At 39.2% G+C, this 21,892-nt stretch carries 23 protein-coding genes; 20 read left to right on the forward strand and 3 right to left on the reverse strand.

Annotated features, from left to right (window positions below):
* The first annotated feature begins 19 nt into the window (after positions 1-19).
* The 8 genes from CIK86_RS04595 to CIK86_RS04630 all read left to right on the forward strand — a co-directional run bounded on the left by CIK86_RS04595 (position 20) and on the right by CIK86_RS04630 (position 7,755).
* A complete protein-coding gene (locus CIK86_RS04595; protein ID WP_002961702.1) occupies positions 20-223 on the forward strand; it encodes a cold-shock protein in 204 nt (67 codons plus the stop codon).
* 1,453 nt (positions 224-1,676) lie between these two features.
* Entirely contained in the window at positions 1,677-2,447 is a 771-nt protein-coding gene (locus tag CIK86_RS04600) for a DUF3450 domain-containing protein (RefSeq protein ID WP_058373057.1), read from the forward strand.
* 6 nt (positions 2,448-2,453) lie between these two features.
* Entirely contained in the window at positions 2,454-3,818 is a 1,365-nt protein-coding gene (locus CIK86_RS04605; protein ID WP_086993326.1) for a MotA/TolQ/ExbB proton channel family protein, read from the forward strand.
* Entirely contained in the window at positions 3,818-4,342 is a 525-nt protein-coding gene (locus CIK86_RS04610) for a MotA/TolQ/ExbB proton channel family protein (protein WP_011327873.1), read from the forward strand. Before CIK86_RS04605 ends, CIK86_RS04610 begins: the two co-directional genes overlap by 1 nt.
* 14 nt (positions 4,343-4,356) lie before the next feature.
* Complete coding sequence (locus CIK86_RS04615; RefSeq protein ID WP_007583867.1) at positions 4,357-4,761, forward strand: biopolymer transporter ExbD; 405 nt, start codon at positions 4,357-4,359, stop codon at positions 4,759-4,761.
* Positions 4,761-5,378 (forward strand): energy transducer TonB, encoded by a 618-nt coding sequence (locus tag CIK86_RS04620; protein ID WP_086993328.1) that lies wholly within the window; start codon positions 4,761-4,763, stop codon positions 5,376-5,378. Before CIK86_RS04615 ends, CIK86_RS04620 begins: the two co-directional genes overlap by 1 nt.
* Before the next feature lie 11 nt (positions 5,379-5,389).
* On the forward strand, positions 5,390-6,649 hold the full coding sequence (locus CIK86_RS04625) for a tetratricopeptide repeat protein (protein ID WP_086993330.1): 1,260 nt from the start codon (positions 5,390-5,392) through the stop codon (positions 6,647-6,649).
* 62 nt (positions 6,650-6,711) lie between these two features.
* Positions 6,712-7,755, forward strand: a complete 1,044-nt coding sequence (locus tag CIK86_RS04630; protein ID WP_086993332.1) for a hypothetical protein — start codon at positions 6,712-6,714, stop codon at positions 7,753-7,755.
* A gap of 35 nt (positions 7,756-7,790) precedes the next feature.
* Here the strand turns inward: CIK86_RS04630 and CIK86_RS04635 are convergent, their stop codons facing one another.
* Positions 7,791-8,117 carry a conjugal transfer protein TraR gene (locus CIK86_RS04635; protein ID WP_086993334.1) on the reverse strand — a complete coding sequence of 109 codons (327 nt, stop codon included), beginning with the start codon at positions 8,115-8,117 and terminating at the stop codon, positions 7,791-7,793.
* Positions 8,118-8,177: 60 nt separating this feature from the next.
* Entirely contained in the window at positions 8,178-9,158 is a 981-nt protein-coding gene (locus CIK86_RS04640) for a tRNA-dihydrouridine synthase (RefSeq protein WP_086993336.1), read from the reverse strand.
* A 217-nt stretch (positions 9,159-9,375) separates the two neighbouring features.
* Here CIK86_RS04640 and CIK86_RS04645 point away from each other — a divergent pair, with 217 nt between their 5' ends.
* The 11 genes from CIK86_RS04645 to adk all read left to right on the forward strand — a co-directional run bounded on the left by CIK86_RS04645 (position 9,376) and on the right by adk (position 20,005).
* Complete coding sequence (locus CIK86_RS04645) at positions 9,376-9,912, forward strand: hypothetical protein (RefSeq protein WP_011327880.1); 537 nt, start codon at positions 9,376-9,378, stop codon at positions 9,910-9,912.
* Positions 9,913-10,035: 123 nt separating this feature from the next.
* Positions 10,036-10,863, forward strand: a complete 828-nt coding sequence (locus tag CIK86_RS04650; RefSeq protein ID WP_086993388.1) for a DUF692 domain-containing protein — start codon at positions 10,036-10,038, stop codon at positions 10,861-10,863.
* A 45-nt stretch (positions 10,864-10,908) separates the two neighbouring features.
* Positions 10,909-11,661 carry a putative DNA-binding domain-containing protein gene (locus tag CIK86_RS04655; protein ID WP_011327882.1) on the forward strand — a complete coding sequence of 251 codons (753 nt, stop codon included), beginning with the start codon at positions 10,909-10,911 and terminating at the stop codon, positions 11,659-11,661.
* Between the two features lie 72 nt (positions 11,662-11,733).
* Entirely contained in the window at positions 11,734-11,856 is a 123-nt protein-coding gene (locus CIK86_RS19340; protein ID WP_011327883.1) for a hypothetical protein, read from the forward strand.
* Positions 11,857-12,019: 163 nt separating this feature from the next.
* Entirely contained in the window at positions 12,020-12,565 is a 546-nt protein-coding gene (apt, locus tag CIK86_RS04660; RefSeq protein ID WP_011327884.1) for an adenine phosphoribosyltransferase, read from the forward strand.
* 3 nt (positions 12,566-12,568) lie between these two features.
* A complete protein-coding gene (gene dnaX / locus CIK86_RS04665; protein ID WP_086993341.1) occupies positions 12,569-15,103 on the forward strand; it encodes a DNA polymerase III subunit gamma/tau in 2,535 nt (844 codons plus the stop codon).
* Between the two features lie 63 nt (positions 15,104-15,166).
* Positions 15,167-15,493, forward strand: coding sequence for a YbaB/EbfC family nucleoid-associated protein (locus CIK86_RS04670; protein WP_011327886.1), 327 nt, complete (start codon positions 15,167-15,169; stop codon positions 15,491-15,493).
* A gap of 6 nt (positions 15,494-15,499) precedes the next feature.
* Positions 15,500-16,108 (forward strand): recombination mediator RecR, encoded by a 609-nt coding sequence (gene recR / locus CIK86_RS04675; protein ID WP_058373067.1) that lies wholly within the window; start codon positions 15,500-15,502, stop codon positions 16,106-16,108.
* 350 nt (positions 16,109-16,458) lie between these two features.
* Positions 16,459-17,172 carry an RluA family pseudouridine synthase gene (locus tag CIK86_RS04680; protein ID WP_086993343.1) on the forward strand — a complete coding sequence of 238 codons (714 nt, stop codon included), beginning with the start codon at positions 16,459-16,461 and terminating at the stop codon, positions 17,170-17,172.
* Positions 17,173-17,282: 110 nt separating this feature from the next.
* Positions 17,283-19,196 (forward strand): molecular chaperone HtpG, encoded by a 1,914-nt coding sequence (htpG, locus tag CIK86_RS04685; RefSeq protein WP_086993345.1) that lies wholly within the window; start codon positions 17,283-17,285, stop codon positions 19,194-19,196.
* Positions 19,197-19,360: 164 nt separating this feature from the next.
* Complete coding sequence (adk, locus tag CIK86_RS04690) at positions 19,361-20,005, forward strand: adenylate kinase (protein ID WP_011327892.1); 645 nt, start codon at positions 19,361-19,363, stop codon at positions 20,003-20,005.
* A gap of 73 nt (positions 20,006-20,078) precedes the next feature.
* On the opposite strand, the gene tpx is transcribed toward adk, so the two are convergent.
* Positions 20,079-20,660: a thiol peroxidase gene (gene tpx / locus CIK86_RS04695; protein WP_011327893.1), complete on the reverse strand. Its 582-nt coding sequence runs from the start codon at positions 20,658-20,660 to the stop codon at positions 20,079-20,081.
* A gap of 225 nt (positions 20,661-20,885) precedes the next feature.
* Here tpx and CIK86_RS04700 point away from each other — a divergent pair, with 225 nt between their 5' ends.
* Positions 20,886-21,890 carry a response regulator gene (locus CIK86_RS04700; RefSeq protein ID WP_086993347.1) on the forward strand — a complete coding sequence of 335 codons (1,005 nt, stop codon included), beginning with the start codon at positions 20,886-20,888 and terminating at the stop codon, positions 21,888-21,890.
* Positions 21,891-21,892 lie beyond the last annotated feature (2 nt).

Below are 21,892 nucleotides of genomic sequence, written 5' to 3' on the forward strand. Positions count from 1 at the left end.
ACTTACAGGAAAATTTAGTATGTCGGTTACTGGTAAAGTAAAGTTTTTCAACGAAGCTAAAGGCTTTGGTTTCATTGAACAAGAAAATGGTCCTGACGTGTTTGTACATTTCAGCGCAATCACTGGTTCTGGTTTTCGCACTCTTAGCGAAGGTCAAGCAGTGACATTCAGCATCAAGCAAGGTCAAAAAGGCCCTGAAGCTGAGAACGTAGAAGCAGCATAATTTATTATGTGAACCTTCGTTCAACGTGGTGAAACAGGCTACTGTTTCACCATAATTTTCTTTTTAAATAATTCACATTCCCGCAAATAAAATCCAAATATTAACCTCCAAATATTAACCTCCAAATATTTTAATTATCACTTATCAACTTAAACACTCTGTTGTTGTGCGTCATTTTAATAATTACAATTTTTAAAAATTCCATTACTCAATAAATAAAATCATTCTTTATGTATTTGCTATTTATAGTTTAAATAACCACAAACACAGCAAATCATGGGTTATAAAGTTTAATGGTAATATTTTTAAAAAAGATAAAATAGCTTCTTCACTGTGTTGAAAGTAACTTAAATAGAGTAACTAATTTTTGTTTGTGCGCAGTTAATTTAAATCCCCCTTCGTTATTTACTCCCACTGAATTTAAAGCAGTTTTAATAAGCTGATACAAGGTCGTCAAAGTTATTAAAAGTAACTTGTGTACGCATGTAAGTTGCGTATGTAAGTGCTGCGAGCGTACAAAGGCGCTACAACAGGATATTACAAACTACCAGCCTCATAGTTTAAGGGGTAAGCACTCCTTAGCTTTAATGCTGTGTTAATCAATCCACATCACTTTAAATTAATAAAAAATGATCAGACTATAGAATTAAATCATCAATAGCTGCGTTAAAAGTAATTTTTAGTCACCACACGAGCGTACTAAGTGAAAGTGATGGCAAAGTAATAATTCAGAACAACGAAATATAAAGCCTTGATTAAGAACAAGAGGCTTGCTCGTCATTAAAATAACCCTTTAAATTAAGCATATTAATATTATTGCCTTAGGGGATGTAGTAATTATCAACTACTCTCAAATAAGCCTGCAGATACCGCTTTAGTAGCAAACATTAAAAATAAACATTGTGCTAATAGGGTGGTAATGATTTATATTATTTTTGCATTTTAAAAAATGGATAAGCCATATTTATTGTTTGAATTCTACCTTTATGGTTAGTTTTTTATAATGTAATACACAATAGTTATTATGAAGTGGGTTGTAGATTATCTATGGTACAAATGAGTTTTCGTCTATAAAACGCTCAAAAGTTGTTAAAGATAAAATAATAGAAGGTTATTTATATTTTTTTTTTAGTCTCTAAATAGTTAATGTCAAATGTTATAATAATGTTTATTTTTAAGTTGTTAATTATGAATATTGTTATTACAAAAGGGTTTCATGAAAGTATTTGCGGTAAAGTGGTTGCAATAATGTTAATGTTATCGGGTTGGTATATTAAATAACTAGTTCATATGCATATTTATTTATAGGTAATGCTAAACATCAAGTTGACATGACTTACTGCATTTAGCATTATTGAAAGGTTGATATCTATTAAAAGATATCAGGGTTGTCTTCCTCTTGTAGGTTGATAATTAAATTATAAAAGTAACATTACTTAATTGGTTGGGAACTATGTCTGTTAAAATCAGAAAGAGTCTTGTAGCAACTGCGTTGGTTGGCGCATTTGCATTTGCAAGCAGCAATGTGATTGCAGATCCTTTGAATGACGTGCAACAAGCAGGTCAGCAAATTCAAAAGGCTGCAGTTAAGTCTCAAACTAAAATTGACAATGTATATGGTCAAACTCAAGAGCTAATAGCTGAGTACCGTAGCATCGTTGATGAGACTGAACTTATGAAAGTGTACAACGATCACGTAGCACGTTTGGTTGATGACCAAAACGCGTCTATTGAATCGTTTGACCGTCAAATAGCAACTATTGATAACACTAAACAAAACGTTGTGCCTCTGATGTATCGCATGATCGATACGCTTGAGCAATTCATCAAAGCGGACGTTCCATTTAATCTTGAAACGCGCTTAGGTCGTGTTGAAAGATTACGTGAAATCATGTCTTCTTCTTCTGTAACAACGTCTGAGAAATTCCGTCAAGTACTTGAAGCTTACACAGTAGAAACATCATACAGCTCAGCTGTAAATGCTTCACAAGGTACGCTTGATGTTGATGGCCGTAGCATTAACGTTGATATCGGTCGTTTAGGTCGTATTACTTATGTTGCGCAGTCTTTTGACTTAAAACATGCTTGGGTTTGGGATAACAACACTAAACAGTGGAAAGAATTAGGTGAAGAATACCTAAAATCTGTTAAAGAAGTGATCCGTATGGCACGTAAGCAAGCGACACTAGAACTTGTTAAACTACCAATTTTTGGCGCGGAGTAATCAATAATGAAGAAACTATTTAAAGGTTTTGCTGTTGCAGCAGTACTAACTGTTTCTGCAGGTACCGCGCTTAATGCACACGCAAATACGAATGCATTAGATAAAATTCTTGAGCAAGTAAAGCAAGAGCGTATCTCTGAAGGTAAAATCAATAAGCAACGTGAGCAAGAGTTCTTATCAGAACGTGCTGACAAGCAATCATTACTTAATAAAGCGAAAAGCCAATTAGCTGCTGAAAAGTCACGTGGCGATCGTTTAACTAAAGAATATGCACAAAACGAAAACACGCTAGCTGAGAAAGAGCAAGCACTACAAAATGCTCAAGGTACACTTGGTGAAATGTTTGGTGTTGTACGTCGTGCAGCTCAAGATGCTATCGGTTCTATCGAAGCGTCATTAGTAAGTGCTGAAAAGCCAGGTCGTGCTGAAGTATTACGTTCATTAGCTGCGGCTAAAGAGCTTCCTACAGTTCGTGAGTTAGAAGAGCTTTGGATTTCACTTCAAACTGAAATGACAGAGTCTGCTAAAGTTTCTACTTTTGAAACTGAAGTTGCTGGTCTTGACGGTAACCCGTCAATGAAAAAAGTAACACGTATTGGTAACTTTAACTTAGTTACAGATGACGGTTACTTAATTTATTCACCAGAAACAAAGTCGATTCAACCACTTGGTAAGCAGCCTGATAGCTACATTTTAGACGGTATTGCAGACCTTGAAAAAACATCACCTGACAACTATGCTGGTGTATATGTGGATCCAACACGTGGCGCGATTTTGCGTATTAACACTCAAAAAGCAACACTTATGGAATACTTCCATCAAGGTGGCGTAGTAGGTTACATAATTACTGCGTTGTTAGCTTTAGGTATGTTAATTACTCTAATTCGTTTTGTTGACCTTACGCTTACTACAAGCAAAATTAAGAGCCAACTTAAAAATGTTGCTACACCGAATACAAATAACCCATTGGGTCGTATTCTTAAAGTGTACCATGACAACAAGAATCAAGATGTTGAAAACCTTGAGCTTAAACTTGATGAAGCGATTCTTCGTGAAACGCCACGCATCGAAGCTGGTATCAACATTATCAAGATCCTTGCTGCAATCGCACCATTACTTGGTCTACTAGGTACAGTAATCGGTATGATATTAACGTTCCAAACAATCACATTGTTCGGTACGGGCGATCCGAAGATCATGGCTGGTAATATCTCTCTAGCACTTGTAACTACAGCGCTAGGTCTAATTGCTGCACTACCACTAATTCTACTTCACGCACTTGTAGCTGGTCGTAGTAAGTCGGTATTACACATCCTAGATGAGCAAAGCGCAGGTATCGTTGCGACTCACGCGGAGAAGGAGAAAGCCTAATGCTAGTCCTGATGGAGATATGGGAATCTATCAGGGATTTTGTTGGCACAGGCGGCCAGGTTTTATACGTGGTCGCGATAGCACTCTTTCTGATGTGGGTTTTAATGATTGAGCGCTATTGGTTCTTACTTGCAGAGTTTCCGCGTTTATCGCAAGAAATTATTGCAAAGTGGGATGCCCGCCAAGACACTACGTCTTGGTACGCACACAGAATCCGTGAAGCATGGATTTCTGAAGCGTCTGAAAAATTAGATCAGCGTATGTTGTTGATTAAAACATTAGTAGCTGTTTGTCCTTTAATAGGTTTGTTAGGTACTGTTACGGGTATGATTTCGGTTTTCGAAACCATGGCTAGTCAAGGTACTGGTAATGCACGATTAATGGCATCAGGTATTTCAATGGCAACAATCCCAACAATGGCTGGAATGGTTGCGGCACTATCTGGAGTGTTTTTTAGCTCACGTCTTGAGACAAAAGCTAAAATGGTGAAAGCCAAACTTGTAGATAACATGCCTCATCACTAGAGAGAGAATTAAATATGGCACGTAAACAACGTTTTCGTGAAGAAGAAGAAGCAGCGGTCGATATGACGCCGATGCTTGACATCGTATTTATCATGCTTATTTTCTTTATCGTAACTACATCGTTCGTTAAAGAGGCTGGTATCGAGGTCAATAAACCAAAAGCTGCCCAAGCTACTAAGCAAAAAAATGCTAACATTTTTATTGCTATACGTAGTAACGGCGAAATCTGGGTTGATAAACAACAAATTGATGTTGAACGTATTTCAGCAAAAATTGAAAGTTTATTAGCAGAGCAACCTACCGAAGTTGTGATTATACAAGCTGATAAAGAAGCTAAGCATGGCACGGTAGTTAAAGTGATGGACCAGATTAAAGCGACGGGTGATAACCTAAGAATTTCAATCGCTGGAGATCAGTAATGATTCGTTTTCTGTTTTCACTGATTGCAGGTGGGGCAGTTACTTTCGGCTTGTTCTACTTCATGGCATTCCTCATCTCTGGTGGGGCTGACCGTAATACTGAACAAAAAGAGCAGATCATAGTCGAAATAATGACGAATCCGCCTGAATCTAAGGTGCAGGAAAGAAGGCGTGTTCCGCCTCCTCCTCCTCCACCGCCTAAGCAGCCGCCTAAACCGCAGCCGCCACAGCCGGAAAATAACAACCCTAATCCTGGTGGATTGTCATTTAATATGCCAAGCATCGATGTGGGAAGCACGGCAGGTGGACTAAGTGGTCCGGGTGCATTTGGACGAGATGGTGATGCGACACCTATCGTTCGTATTGAACCAAAATATCCAACGCAAGCAGCACGTGATGGTAGAGAAGGTTGGGTTCAACTTTCGTTCACTATCGATGAGTTAGGTGGCGTGGTTGACGTTGATGTAATTGACGCTGACCCGAAACGTATCTTTGACCGTGAAGCTAAACGTGCATTGCGCAAGTGGAAGTACCGTCCTAAAATTATTGACGGTAAACCACAAAAACAAGTTGGTTTACAAGTTCAATTAGACTTTAAACTTAACCAAGGCAACTAAGGAGGCGAGTAATGAGAAATTTATCTAAAGTAACTGCTCTTGCAATTCTTATGTCTGTGTCGGGTGCAGCTTTGACTGCACCTGTTTTAGCGGCGCCAAATTACGCAAAAATAGAAGAGCGTAAAAAAGCAAAAACTAAAATCATGGGCGAGCGTACTGGTAAAAAGGTAATTAAAGCGTTTGACTTGTATAATGAAGATGATGTTGATGGTGCAATTGCTTTACTTAAAGAGTTAGATCCGTCTAACGATTTTGATAAAGCAACTGTAAATCGTTACTTAGGTAGTATGTATGCTCAAAAAGAGCAATACAAAACAGCCATTAAGTATATGAAAGCAGCAATTGCACCAGATGTATTAAACTTTGCCGATCAAGCACAGGGTTTAAAAACCTTAGGTGACATGTATGCAGGTACTGAGCAATATAGTGCTGCAAAAAAAGCCTACGCTGATTGGATGGACTTTACAGGTGAAGAAGATCCGAAAGTTTATACTCGTATTGCGCAAGCAAGTTACGAACTTAAACAGTTTAAGGATGTTATAGAGCCTGCAGATAAAGCGATTAAGCTTGAAAAAGAGCCTACAAAAGCTCCTTATCAACTTAAGTTAGCTTCATATTTTGAACAAAAGCAGTATCAAAATATGGTTCAAGTTGCAGAAGAAATCGTTCGTGTATGGCCAGATGATAAAAAATCTTGGGTAGGCTTAGGTAAGTATTACTTACAAACTGAAGACTACAAAAAAGGCCTTGCAACTATGGAAGTTGCATACAAAAACGGTTACTTTGAGAACGAAGTTGAATACAAAGTACTAGCTAATTTTTATTCTTTAAACGAAATACCTTATAAAGCGGCATTAACGCTTGAAAAAGGCGTTAAAGAAGAAAAAGTACAACGCACTAAGCAAAATATCAGTGCAATTGCTAGTAACTACCATCGTTCAAAAGATATTGAAAAAGCCGCTAAGTATTACGAAGAAGCTGCAAAATTTGATAACGATGCTGAGCTTTATCGCAAAGCCGGTTCGTTACTTTTACAATCTGAAAACTTTAGCGCTGCAGTTGTTCGTTTGAACAAAGCACTAGAGTTAGGCTCTGATAAAAAGGGCACTATTTATTCAGATTTAGCTGAAGCGTACTACTACCAAGCTAAGTATAAGCAAGCACATGCTGCAATTACTAAAGCTATGGATGACCCTAGCACGCGTAAGTTTGCAAAAGGTTGGGCTACATATATTAAAGATAAAGCCGCTCGCAACGGTGTTAAAATTTAATTTTTAATGTATATTAGCAATTTTTAAAAAGCCCCAATGGGGCTTTTTTTATTGGGATGAACATGAACAAAACGCTTATTTTTTCATTTTTACTTTGTCTATTTTTGGCCTCTTGCTCTAAGCAACCACAGCAGTACACATCGTTTGATGAAGCGCAGCACGCATTAAAATCGCTTAACTTAGCTTTATATCAGCCAAAAAATAGTAAACACACAGGGCTGCGTAGTGAGCAATTGCCTTTTACAGATGCGTATTTAAAAAAACGCCACGCTATTTATCAAAGCTTAATGCAAATGCAACTAACCAAGCAGCAAACTGAGCAGGTTAACTATCTTGTTATTGCAGAGCGTTTTCCTGAACGTTACTTTGCCTGGCCAGCACATACAAATGTTTTAGTTAATTTACTTAACTTAGCAAGTTCAGAAAGTGACTATCAAAATATAAGTAATTGGCTTGAATTTGTGCAGCGACAACTAGAAAGTGCGCAATTAAGCAATTTAAAGTTGAATAAAATTGAACACAATTTAATAAAAAATTATGTGCTTAGTGCACTAAACGATAAAAACATACCCAATAGCTTATTAGCTCAACTTAATATTTTAAAAGATTATTTCGTGCAATATAGCCCCAGAGGAAGTGTCGGGCTATATGGTTTAGCTAATGGCAGTGAGTGGTATCAAAGTAAGCTAAACTATTTTAGTGGTACAGTGCACTCTCCGCTAGAGTGGCTTACTATTATAAATGAGCAGTTAAAAGAGGAAAGTACACAACCAGTTAATCAGGAGGTTAGCCAAATTTATCCACAGTCATTTTTGGTGCAATTTACTAATGGGGATAAAGAGGTACCAGGTTTAGATTGGTTGTCGGGGTTTAGAAACTTACCCGCTATAGCTGAAAACAAATCACTTTTAGCGCAGCAAAAAACGCTAATGTTAGCAATGATGGAAACTGATGTTGGGTTGCATATTCATGCGTGGACCTTGCCACAGGCAAAGGTTAACTTAATAAAGCGTTTAAACATTAGCGAAATAGATGCAACAAGATTAGTTAAAAATATAGTGCTTTACCCTGGGCAGGCATTTAGCTTTGCTCAGCAATTACTTTAACTGCTCCAGCGACTTAACGTTGCTCAATGTGCGCTTTATTTAGCGCACTGTTCACAACGTTGTGTAGCTGGATCTAATTCGAGTAATGCTGTGGTTATAGGCTCTTCACAATCACAGCAATAACCGTACTGACCTATCTCAATTTGACTCACAGCAGCCTCTAAAGTGGTCATTCGTTGAATATATTCATCGTATTCGGGGCCTAGTTTTTGCGCCGCCAAATCGAGCCACTCTGCATTGACTGTTTGCGTTAATAAAGATAATAAATGCTGATGAGATAGATGCGCTGATTGAGAAAGTAAGTTTAATATAGTTAATTTTACTTCCTCTATTTCATTAATTAACCTTTGCTGATGTTGCATCGTGTATAACCCCTTTATAATTAGCATTGAGCAATAGGGGTATTATCTAGGTAGATTTACTTACGCGTTATGATTTGCATCAAACTGTGGCGCTTTGGCATACTTACTTAGTACCTCTGCGACATCTTCTTTGGCCTTTAATCGTCGGATCTCATCAAATAATGTTATTGCCTGTGGGTACTGACGTTTTAAGTAACCTAGCCACTGCTTAGTACGCGATGCAAAGTACTTTTCATCTTTAGCCGGGTCGTGATGAATAGCTGAATTTATTAAATGATAAAGAATATGCTCCCACTCGAGCCCTACATAAGGTTCATTATTTATATTTGCTTTAATTTTTTTTGCTAAATCGGGATGAGATAACGCACCACGACCAAGCATTAAGTCGGTACAAGCACTGCGTTTTTGGCACAACATAGCATCTTCTACTTGCCATATTTCGCCATTGGCCACAACCGCAATATTTTTATCTTTAATTAAAGGTGGGATCTTTTCCCAATAAGCAGGTGGGTTATAGCCATCACGTTTAGTGCGAGCATGAATTGCAATACTACTTGCACCAGCGCTGACAACAGCATCTACTATTTCTTGGCTGTTACTGTCATCATCAAAACCAAGACGAATTTTTGCACTCACTTGATGCTTGCTATCAACGGCGTCTCTTACCGCTTTAATTATTTCATACATGTGCTCGGGATCTTTAAGCAGTACAGCTCCGCCTTTACTTTTATTAACAGTTTTTGCAGGGCAGCCAAAATTTAGGTCTATGCCATGGGAGCCCAAACTAATTGCTTTAACTGCATTTTCTGCAAGCGCACCTGCAACTTGACCTAATAACTGAATGCGTACCGGTGTACCAGCACTAGTGAGGCCATTATTGCTAAGTTCAGGACAGTAACGATAAAAAACTTTATCAGGTAAGCAAGCATCAACAACACGCACAAACTCAGTCACACATAAGTCAAAACCACCTATATTGGTAAGAAGTTGGCGCATTTTGAAGTCAACAACACCTTCCATCGGTGCTAAAACAAGTTTCATAGAAAGATTAATTATGGCTAAATAAAGGGATGTGTAGTGTAACCGTTAATCATAAATTGATAAATCCGTAATTACCGCGCATAGTTACTTTAGCCAAAAAGTTTACAATTAATTAAACTAAAATGAAATTTTTTATTTTTATACAGGTCTACTTAAATACATACTCGTATTTTCCAATTCTTTGGTTATACAATCTTATTAAAAAGAGAGTCATATAATGAATACAATCAAAAAAAGTTCAATCGCGTTAACATTAGGTGCAGTTGTTGTTGGCTCTGCAAGCTTTGTATCTGTGGATGTGCAAGCCAATCCTTTTGAGTTTCAACAAATGGTTACCGGCTATCAAATAGATGCTACCGAAGGTAAGTGTGGCGAAGGTAAATGTGGCGGCGAAGCAAAAGCTAAAAAAGAAGGCAAATGTGGCGAAGCTAAATGCGGCGCAGATGCAAAAGCTAAAAAAGAAGGCAAATGTGGCGAAGCTAAATGCGGCGCAGATGCAAAAGCTAAAAAAGAAGGCAAATGTGGCGAAGCTAAATGTGGCGCAGATGCAAAAGCTAAAAAAGAAGGCAAATGTGGCGAAGCTAAATGCGGCGCAGATGCAAAAGCTAAAAAAGAAGGCAAATGTGGCGAAGCTAAATGTGGCGCAGATGCAAAAGCTAAAAAAGAAGGCAAATGTGGCGAAGCTAAAAGTGGCGTAGATGCAAAAGCCAAAAAAGAAGGCAAGTGCGGTGAAGGTAAGTGTGGCGGTCATTAAAATTTATTAAAGTAGAATAACTTTACTTCAGGTTAAATACTTTAATACCATATAGAATAAAGGGCCGGTTGGCCCTTTTTGTTGGGAGTGGTTATGACACAAATTATAAATACTGACTTAGGTATGGTTGGTTTAGGCTTACGCAGAGAAATGCTCGACGAGTTACTAATGCATGTACCTAAACAAGTCGATTTTATGGAAGTTGCTCCAGAAAATTGGCTGAAATTAGGTGGGCGTTTTAAAAAACAATTTAAAGCATTAACCAGTGCTAATAGTTTTGCTTGTCATGGCTTATCGCTCTCAATTGGCTCAACTGCGCCAATTGATATTGAATTTGTAAAATCACTAAAAAAGTTTTTTGATGAACATGATGTAAAAATTTACAGCGAGCACTTAAGTTACTGCTCTGGCACTGGGCATATGTACGATTTAATGCCTATTCCGTTTACTTTAGAAGCGATTGCTCATGTAGTGCCGCGTATCAAACAAGTACAAGATATATTAGGGCGCCAAATTGCTATAGAAAATGTGTCTTATTACGCAGCCCCTGGGCAGCAAATGTCAGAGCTGGCGTTTACTAATGCTATTTTAGAGCAAGCTGATTGTAAGCTGTTACTCGATGTGAATAATATTTATGTGAACTCAGTAAACCATGGTTATGACGCCGAAGCCTTTTTAACCGGATTACCTACACAGCGCATTGCTTACGGCCATGTAGCTGGGCATTACAATGAAGCAGATGATCTAATTGTAGATACTCATGGTGCAGATGTAATTGACCCAGTTTGGCAGTTACTCGATAAAGCGTACCAAACTCACGGTGTATTTTCGACGCTGCTCGAGCGAGATTTTAATATACCGACCATTAATGTATTAACCAAAGAGCTAGATATTATTCATAACCTGCAAGCAAAATACCTCGATAAATCATTAATCAAACAGCGAGCTTAATAAGCATGTCTGAATCTAGAGTGCCTGCAAAAGGAGTATTTAGTTATGAGCTTTATTGAAATACAAAACGAATTTATGGCGCATATTCGCAAACCCAGCCAAAATAAAAAGCCGCAAGGGATTGAAGATAGACGCATGGCGATTTACCGCGATTTATTTTTTAATAATATTGTTGGGTTTATTTCATCGGGTTTTCCGGTGTTAAAAACCTTATACAGCGATAAACAATGGCAAATGCTTATTCGCCGATTTTTTAGTGAATATGATTGTCACTCACCGTATTTTTTAGATATAGCAGGGGAGTTCATTAATTATTTATCAAGTAATTATGAGATGCAAAAATATGATCCGCCATTTATGCTCGAGCTTGCCCATTATGAATGGATTGAATTAGATGTAGCTATTACACAGCAGGCTGAAAATGAGCAACTCATAGCGTCTGATCAGGTTGCTTCTGCACGTTTGTACTTATCAAGTACAGCACGTAATTTAAGTTACCAATTTGCGGTGCAAACAATAAGTACGCAGTTTCAGCCGCAACAACCATCAGCACAGCCAAATTATTTTGTTGTATATCGCGATGGCGATGATGAAGTTCAATTTTTAACAACTAATGCTATGACAGCCTTGTTATTATCGATTATAAGTGAGCATGATGGTTTGATACTCGATACTATTTGCGAGCAAGTAACCCGCCATGCTGTGCAGTTTAGCGCTGCACAAATTGCCCAAGGCGCACTTGTTACTTTACGTGCCATGGCTGAGCTTGGGATTATAGTGACAAAAAATCAAGCTTAAGCTCTTTATAGATTATTTTACATCGTTTATTATGACGCCCTTATGTGTCGTGCTTAATAAAAGGTTGTAAAAATGTCAGATGATAAAGAATTTAAAGATCCGTTCAATGCAGCGTACTTTTTTGGCTTCGTAGCTATATTTGTAGGTATTGGTTGCTTAAATGCAATTGTTGGCTGGTTTGCTGTGTTATCTTAATTATTTATCTCAAGGCTGTTGTTACCAACAGCCTTATTTATAAAACTTCCCCTCGACTGAAACGGTTAAAACACCTTTTATAATAACGTCAAACTCGCAATCAAAGGTCACTTAAGGTTATAATCAGCTGCTTTGTAATATAAACCATTGAGCAGTTAAAATTATGACTCAAGTAACACCAGCAATTATCAAAAACAGCATAACTACTATTGCTGATTACCCTAAAGCGGGCATTATGTTTCGCGATGTAACTACACTAATGGCAAACCCAGATGCATTTAAAGCGACTATCGATGCTTTTATTGCTGCATATAAAGATCAGGGCTTTACCAAAATTATTGGTACTGAATCACGAGGTTTTATTTTTGGTGCACCCTTGTCTTATGCTTTGGGTATTCCATTTATTCCAGTGCGTAAGCCTGGCAAACTGCCGCGTGAAGTTGTTCGTCAAGACTACCTACTTGAATATGGCGAAGACACATTAGAACTGCATGTAGATGCTATCGTTCCAGGTGACAAAGTATTGCTTGTGGATGACTTACTAGCAACCGGTGGTACTATTGAAGCAACCATTAAATTAGTGCAAAAATTAGGTGGCGAAGCCACTGATGCAGCATTTGTTGTTTCATTACCAGAGCTTGGTGGTGAAAAGCGTATCGCAAAAATGGGTATTAAAATCCTAAAATTGGTTGAATTCGAAGGCGAGTAATCGATGAGTTATCAGGTTCTAGCGAGAAAATGGCGTCCACAAACCTTTCATGAATTGGTTGGACAGTCTCATGTTAAACAAGCGCTGGTTAATGCGCTAACGCAAAATAGACTGCACCACGCTTATTTATTCACTGGAACCCGAGGTGTGGGTAAAACCACAATAGCGCGTATTTTTGCTAAAAGCTTAAATTGTGATGAAGGCATTTCGGCAAATCCGTGTGGTCAATGTAGTAGCTGTAAAGATATAGAAGCAGGACGTTACATTGACCTACTCGAAATAGATGCAGCTTCGCGCACTAAAGTAGAAGATACTCGCGAAATACTCGATAACGTACAATACGCGCCTACACGGGGCCGTTATAAAGTATACCTAATCGATGAAGTTCACATGCTTTCTAAGCACAGCTTTAATGCGTTACTAAAAACGTTGGAAGAGCCGCCTGAGCACGTGAAATTTTTACTTGCGACTACCGATCCACAAAAGCTACCTGTCACTATATTATCTCGCTGCTTACAATTTAACTTAAATGCGTTATCGCAAAGTGAAATAAAAACTCAGCTTGAACACGTACTGACGCATGAAAAACTGAACTTTGACGACGATGCTTTGCGTATTATTGCCAAAGCCGCAGACGGTAGTATGCGAGATGCACTTAGCTTAACCGATCAAGCTATAGCGCAAACTAATGGTGATATTAACAACCAAGCTGTACAAACTATGCTTGGTTTAATGGACACCCATTATAGCCAAAGTTTACTAGCCGCGTTACTTGCCCAAGATGGCGCAGCGCTAATGAAAGAAGTAGCTAATGTTGCTAGCAGAAATCCTAATTATGTGGCCTTACTGGATGATTTAATTGCATTAACGCATTTGACACAGTTAAGCCAATTAGTGCCTGAAGCTGCCGCCCTTGATGAAACAAATGCCGATTACGTCACGCATGTTGCTCAAAATACAAATCCACAGCAAATTCAAATTTACTATCAGCTACTGTTAAACGGTAAAAAAGATCTACAATGGGCGCCAGAGCCTCGTTTAGGCTTTGAAATGATTATGCTGAGGCTGTTAGCGTTTCAACCAATTGATACACAAAGTCAGCAACCAGTAGCTGTAAATACACAGCCGGTGCAAAGTAATACGACAAAGGCTAGTGCCTTACGTGATATTTTAAATAAAAGTAAACCGCTACCAAGCACAGCTCAAAATAATGATACAACGCAACCACAAATTATTGAGCCAAAACCAGCTGATGTCGCTAAGCTATCAGAGCCGCAAAACGTAGCGCCCGATCCACTTAATAATAACTCTAGTACAACGCAGCAGGTTTCAACTACGGTACCAGCAGTTGAGCAAGCAGTAGAGCCAACAATTGTGTCGGCTGTGCCAAATGAAGCGGCGAGTGAGCAATTAGTAACTCAGCAACATCAGCATACAAATGACGTTACTGACGAGCAAGCCCAGCGTCAAAGCGAAGATGAAGCCTACTTACAGCAAAGTAATTTAGAGCACTCATTAGCTGCACAGTTTGATGATGTTATTAGTAGTGCGGTTGATCAAGGGTTTAACCCTGCAACAAATACGGCAGCGCAAGTTCAGCAAAGCCAAGCAACAGACACCTCAATTAGCGAACAAGAAGCGCGAGCGCAATCTGCTATTGCACGTATTTTAAGAGATAGAAATATATCGGGTGCGGGTAAGCTCTCAAATGCAAAAGAGACGGAGCAGCAAAATACAGCAAATTTAAGCTCTGCTAACACTCGCCCGAGTCGTTTTACAGCTAATAGCAGTAACAGCAATGAGCAAAATGTTACAACAAATAGCGATGCAATTAATCACAGTAGAGCTAACAATAATGCGCAGCAAACACACGCAGATAATCCGCCGCCGTGGCCTAATGATTTCGCAGGTGAGAGCGAAAAAAAGCCACAGCTCCCACTAGCGGGGAGCCAAAACAAGGCAGCAAGCCAAGCTCAGTTTGAGTCAAAGCCTGAGCGAAAAATAGACTTTAAAGCAAAGCACCAAACAATTACCGAAAATTTAGCCCCTGAGTTACTTGAGCAAATTAACCCGCAAAAAGTACCCGAAGTTGTTGTAGCGCAGCCTAGCATTCCAGCGCCTGATGATTTTCAAAGCCCAATAAGCGAAATTCGCTTTGCGCATCAGCAAGACGAGTGGGCATATTTAATTAAACGCATGGGATTAGGCGGGCGTATGCGCCAGTTTGCGTTGCACTCTATTTTTACTAAGCAAGGCAATAATTTGCATATAGATGTTGATGAATCACAAAAACATTTAGATACGCCCATGCTACGCCAAAGACTTGATGCGGCGTTATCCAGTATTTATGAGCACAATGTAACACTGAGTATTAATTTTGCTAAAGGGGTGATTGATTCGCCTTACTTAATTCAGCAAAAAATTGATGCAGGTCGTCATCAGCAAGCAATAGATGTGATCACCTCAGACGATAATATAGTACAATTTCAGCAGCTATTTAGCGCCGAAATTGACGAAAACAGCATTCAGGCATTGTAATTTATTACAACAGCCCTTATTTAGTAACCTAGTTAATGTATTAAAAAAGAAAGAGAGAAAGTTATGTTTAAAGGTGGAATGGGTAACATGATGAAGCAGGCGCAGCAAATGCAAGATCGCATGCAAAAAGCCCAAGACGAAATTGCAACATTAGAAGTTGTAGGCGAAGCCGGTGCCGGTTTAGTTAAAGTAACTATGCTAGGTAATCACAACGTTCGTCGCGTAGAGCTTGATGAGAGCTTAATGCAAGACGACAAAGACATGATTGAAGACTTACTTGCAGCTGCATGTAACGATGCTGTACGCCGTGTAGCAGACGAAACACAAGAGCGTATGGGTAAAGTAACTGGCGGTATGCAATTACCACCAGGTATGAAAATGCCGTTTTAAGCCTATATGCAACTTTCAGCTAGTTTAACTCAGCTTATAGAAGCATTGCGTTGTCAGCCGGGCATTGGCCCTAAGTCAGCGCAACGTATTGCTTTTCACTTGCTAGAGCGCGACCGTAAAGGGGGCACTCAACTTGGTAATGCATTGACAAAAGCTATGACGGCGGTTGGTCATTGTGAGTCATGTCGCACCTTTTGCGAGCAGTCGCAGTGCGACATTTGTTTAAGTACTAAACGCCAAGACAGCGGCATATTATGTGTTGTTGAATCGCCAAGCGACGTACTTGCTATAGAGCAAACGGGTCAATATTTAGGGTTGTACTTTGTATTAATGGGGCATTTATCGCCTATTGATGGTATTGGCCCTAAAGAAATTGGCCTAGATGTTTTAGAGGCAAAGCTGGCTCAAAGCGGTATAAATGAGGTGATTTTAGCAACCAACCCTACGGTTGAAGGCGAAACCACCGCACATTATATTGCCCAGCTTTGTCATAAATACAAAGTAGGTGCCTCGCGTATTGCCCATGGCATACCGGTAGGTGGTGAGCTTGACTTAGTCGACGGGACAACGTTAATGCATGCCTTTAGTGGCAGGCGAACGGTAACACAAGACTAACTGATAACTGCTGTTAGAAATTGTAAAAAAGCCTGCATAATTAAGTTATGTGGGCTTTTTTGTTGTACGTAAGCCACTAGATTAAAGACGTGCATTACCAGTATGATCATGTTTTTTAATTGGATTGGTATAAATATTAAGCCTACTAATTCAGGCATAGTAAGTAACCTAAACTCCGGATAATAAACCTATCTCAAGCAGCTATTGACGCGTAAATTCGCCTTGTTTTCACTGAAAACCTCTGGCTAGAGAAGTTAATTTAAATATAATTATGATTCAATACGTTAGTAAATCTCTTAACCAGAGTTTAGGTTAAGCAGTATAACCAGTCCTAATTTTAAGGAATAATTATGCCGACTCCTGACTCTGATACCATGATTATAGTTGATGATTTTGTAGCTCCACAGTGTGATGGCTTGGTTGAAGTCCTCTTTGCAGATGAAGACATTTTACTGATCAACAAACCCAGTGGTTTGTTGAGTTTGTCGGGAAAAAACCCGCTCAATAGGGATTCTGTGCATTATCGTTTGGTAAATGGGCAAACAGGTATTACGGCTTCGTACCCTGAGGCTAAGTTACCGCATAGGTTAGACTTAGGTACATCAGGCATTATGATTGTGGGATTAAACGCGGCGGCTTCTAAGCACTTAAATAAGCAGTTTCAGGCGCGTACAATTAAAAAGCGCTATGTAGCCATGTTACACGGATGGTTAATTGACGACGAAGGGCAAATTAGTGCGTCGATAGCAAAAGATAAACTGCTTTTTCCGCGGGTTAAAATCTGCGAAACCACAGGTAAAACAGCCGTAAGTGAATATAAAGTGCTGCAGCGCCTAACGCAACCACAGCGAACCTTAGTGCAATTTACACCCATTACAGGGCGTACGCACCAATTGCGTATTCACAGCCAGTTTATAGGGCATCCTATTTTAGGGTGCGATTTATATAACAATGCACAAAGCGAGCATATGGCAGCGCGCTTACAGCTTCATGCAAGTGATTTGTATTTTCAGCACCCGGTAAGCAATGAACAAATTCATATGCAATGCGCTGGTACGTTTTAGTTTTAAGACAATATTGGTTAGGACTTTTTTTATTTTTTCCCTTGAAGTTCTAGCAGCTCCCCCCATATTAAGTGCATAACGCAGACACTTTGCAAATTGGAGATATATAAATGACTGCAGCACAAAAAGAAACATTAGGCTTTCAAACAGAAGTAAAACAATTATTAAACTTAATGATTCATTCTCTTTATTCTAATAAAGAAATATTTTTACGTGAACTTGTGTCAAATGCCTCAGATGCAGCAGACAAGTTACGCTTTTTAGCATTATCACAAGGTGATCTGTACCAAGGCGACGCTGACTTACGTGTGCGTATTAGCGCTGACAAAGAAGCTAACACCATTACTATTTCAGATAATGGTATTGGTATGACCCGCGATGAAGTAATTAGCTCTTTAGGGACGATTGCTAAGTCGGGTACTGCTGAGTTTTTCAAAAACTTAACTGGCGATCAAAGTAAAGACTCGCAGTTAATTGGTCAGTTTGGTGTTGGTTTTTACTCAGCATTTATTGTGGCAGACTTAGTAACGGTTCGCACCCGTAAAGCTGGCGAAACAACTGCTTACGAGTGGGAGTCTCAAGGCGAAGGCGAGTACACGCTGCAAGAAATTGAAAAAGAAGGCCGTGGTACCGACATTATTCTACATCTTCGCGAAGAAGAAAAAGAGTTTGCTGATGAGTGGCGCCTGCGCAGCATAGTGACTAAATACTCGGATCATATTTCGACCCCAGTACAAATGTACAAAGCAGAAGTGCCAGAGTCTGAAGGGGAAGATGGCGAAAAAATCCCAGCAGTACCAGGTGAGTGGGAAAGTATTAACCGCGCTACTGCACTGTGGACTCGTGATAAGTCAGAGCTTTCAGATGACGAATACAAAGAGTTTTACAAGCACGTAAGCCACGATTGGGAAGATCCACTAAGTTGGGCGCATAACAAGGTAGAAGGTAAAACTGAATACACTAGTTTGTTATACATCCCTAAAAAAGCGCCATTCGACTTATGGAATCGTGATCGCCAAAGTGGTTTAAAACTGTACGTACAACGCGTGTTTATTATGGATGACGCTGAACAATTCATGCCAAGTTATTTACGTTTTGTAAAAGGCTTGTTAGATTCAAACGATTTACCACTTAACGTATCTCGCGAAATTCTACAAGACAACAAAGTAACGCAAGCTATTCGTAAAGGGTGTACATCGCGTATTATTAAAATGCTTGAGCGTATGGCTAAAAACAAAGCGGACGATTACCAAGTATTTTGGAATGAATTTGGTCAAGTGATCAAAGAAGGCCCTGCAGAGGATGCAGCTAATAAAGAAGCAATTTGTAAACTATTACGTTTCTCTTCTACGCATACCGATTCAGCAACGCAAGATGTATCGCTTGAGCAATACGTTGAGCGCATGAATGAAGGCCAAGAAAAAATATACTACGTAGTGGCTGATACGTTTACTGCTGCGAAAAACTCTCCCCATTTAGAGATTTTCCGTAAAAAAGGCATTGAAGTATTACTGCTAAGTGACCGTGTAGATGAGTGGATGATGAGCCACTTAACAGAATTTGCTGATAAGCAACTACAATCAATCACCCGTGGTGATTTAGACTTAGGTAAGCTTGACGACGAAGAGACTAAAAAAGCGCAAGAAGAGTCTGAAAAAGAAGTTGCCGGTTTAGTAGAGCGTATTAAAACTGCGTTAGGTGATGAAGTTAAAGAAGTGCGTTTTACGCATCGTTTAACCGACTCTCCAGCATGTGTTGTTAGCGATGACAACGACATGAGCTCACAAATGCAAAAGCTAATGGAATCGGTTGGTCAAGCTGCTCCTGAAGCAAAACCTGTGTTTGAGCTAAACCCAGAGCATCAACTTGTTAAGCATTTAAATGATGAGCAAGACGAAGATAAGTTTGCACAGTGGTCGCATGTATTACTTGACCAGGCGCTACTTGCAGAGCGTGGCACACTTAAAGACCCTACAGGGTTTGTAACTCGCTTAAATAAACTTATGCTTGAATTAAGTAAATAAGTTTAAAAAATTAAAGATTAAGTTAAAAGGGAACCTAAGTTCCCTTTTTTATACGCTATATGCCCGCTAATGACTTATCAATTAGTATAAGTTGCTTGAGTATCGGCGGCGCTTATGGAAGAATTCAGGCTTCAAAAAACAAACTATTACTAAGGGACAATGATATGCGCATTATTCTTTTGGGCGCGCCGGGTGCAGGTAAAGGCACTCAAGCTCAGTACTTGATGGATAAATACGGTATTCCACAAATTTCGACTGGTGATATGTTACGTGCAGCAATTAAAGAAGGCACTCCACTGGGTCTTGAAGCAAAAAAAGTAATGGATGCAGGCCAGTTAATTTCTGACGATATTATCATTGGTTTAGTAAAAGAGCGTATTACTAAAGCTGATTGCGAAAATGGTTTTTTATTAGACGGTTTCCCGCGCACTATTCCACAAGCTGATGCGATGAAAGAAAATGGCGTAGTGGTTGATCACGTTATTGAATTTGATGTTGCTGATGAAGTGATTGTTGAGCGTATGGGTGGACGTCGTGTTCATCCAGGTTCTGGTCGTGTTTATCACGTTGTTTATAATCCACCAAAAGTGGCAGATAAAGACAACGAAACAGGAGAAGAGCTTATTATTCGTGCAGACGATACTGAAGAAACAGTACGTAAACGCTTAGGTATTTACCATGAGCAAACTATGCCATTGGTTGATTACTACCAAGCAGAAGCTGCTGCGGGTAACACCCAGTATCATAAGCTAGATGGTACACAAGCTGTTGATGCTATTAGCAAACAGTTAGGTGAGCTATTAGGCTAATTTACAGTCCTCTATTAAATAAAAACCGCTAATGTAAAATTTAGCGGTTTTTTTGTGCAGAGTTTAGGTTAATTTAGAGTGCCTTTAGTTTTTCAATCACGCTGGCGTATTCAGGTTCAGTTGCAAGGTTACTCACTAATTGCTTATAAACCACGTTATGGTTTTTATCTAAAATAAGTACAGCGCGTGTTAGTAGCCCCATATCTTTAATTATAAATCCATACTTCTGACCAAAGTCGTGCCATACCGAATCAGAAAGCACAATTACCTTATCTATGTTCTCGGCTTTGCAAAAACGTTTTTGCGCAAAAGGTAAATCGCTACTAATGGTCAACATGGTTATGTTTGGAAATTGTTGTGCTACTTTTTCGTTAAAGTGTTTAGTTTGTAGGCTGCAAATACCGGTATCTAAACTAGGTACTACGCTAATCAAAACGGCTTGGCCTTTATACGCACTCAATGTAACAGGGGTAAAGTTAGCGTCGACCACTTTAAACTCTGGTGCGCTATCACCTACAGCAACTCCCTTACCTAATAAAGTAACAGGTTTACCTTGTGCGGATACTTTGCCAGCATCAAGCGTGTTTTCGGTATAATCGGCAGCAAAAGCCACAGAACTAAATGCACTTAATGCAAAAATTAACGAGCGAAACATGGGGTATTTCCTTTTAGATTCAGGCTGTAATAGCGTTAAGTGTATTATACTGCGAAGTGCTCACCAAGCAGAATAAGCAGATGCTTTTATTTATTAATCAAAAATTGTAAACAAGGTATACTTTGATATAACATACATATGTAAAAAATATGTATATAAAAACAATAATTAAACCTTTATTAATGCAGTTTGATACCTATAACAGGGTCAAAATAGAGAGAGAATATGTCAACATCGGTACTAATATGTGATGATTCAAAATTAGCTAGACGCCAATTAGCTCGATCTTTACCAGTGGATTGGGATATTAAAATTGAATTTGCGCATGACGGTGTAGATTGTATAAACCAAATAAAAAAAATACAGCCAGAAATTCTTTTTCTTGATTTAAATATGCCGGAAATGGATGGTTATGAAGTACTCATAGCGATACGAGAGCTTGGTCTTAATGTGCTCACTGTGGTGGTTTCTGGCGATATTCAGCCAGCGGCACATGAGCGCGTATTAGAGCTAGGTGCAATTGATTTTATTCAAAAACCTTGCTCCGCAGAAAAGCTAGCCACTATTATTGAACATCATGGCATTAAAGACAAAGCAATGCGAGAGCGCCTTGCGCACTCGTTAGGTGAGCAGGTAGACCCTGATGTGCGAGATATATACCAAGAGCTTACTAACGTGGCCATGGGGCAAGCAGGCGACCTACTCGCAAGGTTACTTAATGTATTTGTTAAGCTGCCCATACCTAATGTTAATATTCTAGAAGTAAATGAGCTTGATATGGCGCTGCGCTCAATTGATAACAGCACCTCAACCTCGGGTATTTGCCAAGGTTTCATAGGGGGCGGCATATCAGGGGAAGCATTATTACTTTTAAATGACTCGAGCTTTAAAGAAATAGCATCGCTAATGAACTACGACGGTGAGCTTAACGAAAAAGTAGAGCTAGAGCTGTTAATGGATATCAGCAATATACTTATTGGCGCTATGTTAACTGGACTCTCTAAGCAGCTCGATATGACATTTAGCCAAGGGCATCCCATAGTACTGGGCCAGCATAGAGATGTATCGGAGTTGGTTAAATCAAACAAACCACGTTGGCAACGTACCTTAGCAATCGAGATAAGTTACGGTATTGAAAACCACGACATTAATTGCGATATGATGCTGTTATTTACCGAAGATTCACTAAAAACTTTGAAGTACAAAGTTGCCTACCTATTAGAAGATTAACG

Origin of the sequence: Pseudoalteromonas sp. JB197 (assembly GCF_002332205.1) — a bacterium.
Lineage (GTDB): Bacteria > Pseudomonadota > Gammaproteobacteria > Enterobacterales > Alteromonadaceae > Pseudoalteromonas > Pseudoalteromonas nigrifaciens.

Coding starts and splice junctions, on each gene's coding strand:
- apt (WP_011327884.1), top strand. CDS start 12,020: ATGACTCAAGTAACACCAGCAATTATCAAAAACAGCATAACTACTATT.
- CIK86_RS19340 (WP_011327883.1), top strand. CDS start 11,734: ATGTCAGATGATAAAGAATTTAAAGATCCGTTCAATGCAGCGTACTTT.
- CIK86_RS04620 (WP_086993328.1), top strand. CDS start 4,761: ATGATTCGTTTTCTGTTTTCACTGATTGCAGGTGGGGCAGTTACTTTC.
- CIK86_RS04670 (WP_011327886.1), top strand. CDS start 15,167: ATGTTTAAAGGTGGAATGGGTAACATGATGAAGCAGGCGCAGCAAATG.
- adk (WP_011327892.1), top strand. CDS start 19,361: ATGCGCATTATTCTTTTGGGCGCGCCGGGTGCAGGTAAAGGCACTCAA.
- CIK86_RS04680 (WP_086993343.1), top strand. CDS start 16,459: ATGCCGACTCCTGACTCTGATACCATGATTATAGTTGATGATTTTGTA.
- dnaX (WP_086993341.1), top strand. CDS start 12,569: ATGAGTTATCAGGTTCTAGCGAGAAAATGGCGTCCACAAACCTTTCAT.
- CIK86_RS04630 (WP_086993332.1), top strand. CDS start 6,712: ATGAACAAAACGCTTATTTTTTCATTTTTACTTTGTCTATTTTTGGCC.
- htpG (WP_086993345.1), top strand. CDS start 17,283: ATGACTGCAGCACAAAAAGAAACATTAGGCTTTCAAACAGAAGTAAAA.
- CIK86_RS04635 (WP_086993334.1), bottom strand. CDS start 8,117: ATGCAACATCAGCAAAGGTTAATTAATGAAATAGAGGAAGTAAAATTA.
- CIK86_RS04610 (WP_011327873.1), top strand. CDS start 3,818: ATGCTAGTCCTGATGGAGATATGGGAATCTATCAGGGATTTTGTTGGC.
- CIK86_RS04645 (WP_011327880.1), top strand. CDS start 9,376: ATGAATACAATCAAAAAAAGTTCAATCGCGTTAACATTAGGTGCAGTT.
- CIK86_RS04655 (WP_011327882.1), top strand. CDS start 10,909: ATGAGCTTTATTGAAATACAAAACGAATTTATGGCGCATATTCGCAAA.
- CIK86_RS04600 (WP_058373057.1), top strand. CDS start 1,677: ATGTCTGTTAAAATCAGAAAGAGTCTTGTAGCAACTGCGTTGGTTGGC.
- CIK86_RS04605 (WP_086993326.1), top strand. CDS start 2,454: ATGAAGAAACTATTTAAAGGTTTTGCTGTTGCAGCAGTACTAACTGTT.
- tpx (WP_011327893.1), bottom strand. CDS start 20,660: ATGTTTCGCTCGTTAATTTTTGCATTAAGTGCATTTAGTTCTGTGGCT.
- CIK86_RS04595 (WP_002961702.1), top strand. CDS start 20: ATGTCGGTTACTGGTAAAGTAAAGTTTTTCAACGAAGCTAAAGGCTTT.
- CIK86_RS04615 (WP_007583867.1), top strand. CDS start 4,357: ATGGCACGTAAACAACGTTTTCGTGAAGAAGAAGAAGCAGCGGTCGAT.
- CIK86_RS04625 (WP_086993330.1), top strand. CDS start 5,390: ATGAGAAATTTATCTAAAGTAACTGCTCTTGCAATTCTTATGTCTGTG.
- recR (WP_058373067.1), top strand. CDS start 15,500: ATGCAACTTTCAGCTAGTTTAACTCAGCTTATAGAAGCATTGCGTTGT.
- CIK86_RS04700 (WP_086993347.1), top strand. CDS start 20,886: ATGTCAACATCGGTACTAATATGTGATGATTCAAAATTAGCTAGACGC.
- CIK86_RS04650 (WP_086993388.1), top strand. CDS start 10,036: ATGGTTGGTTTAGGCTTACGCAGAGAAATGCTCGACGAGTTACTAATG.
- CIK86_RS04640 (WP_086993336.1), bottom strand. CDS start 9,158: ATGAAACTTGTTTTAGCACCGATGGAAGGTGTTGTTGACTTCAAAATG.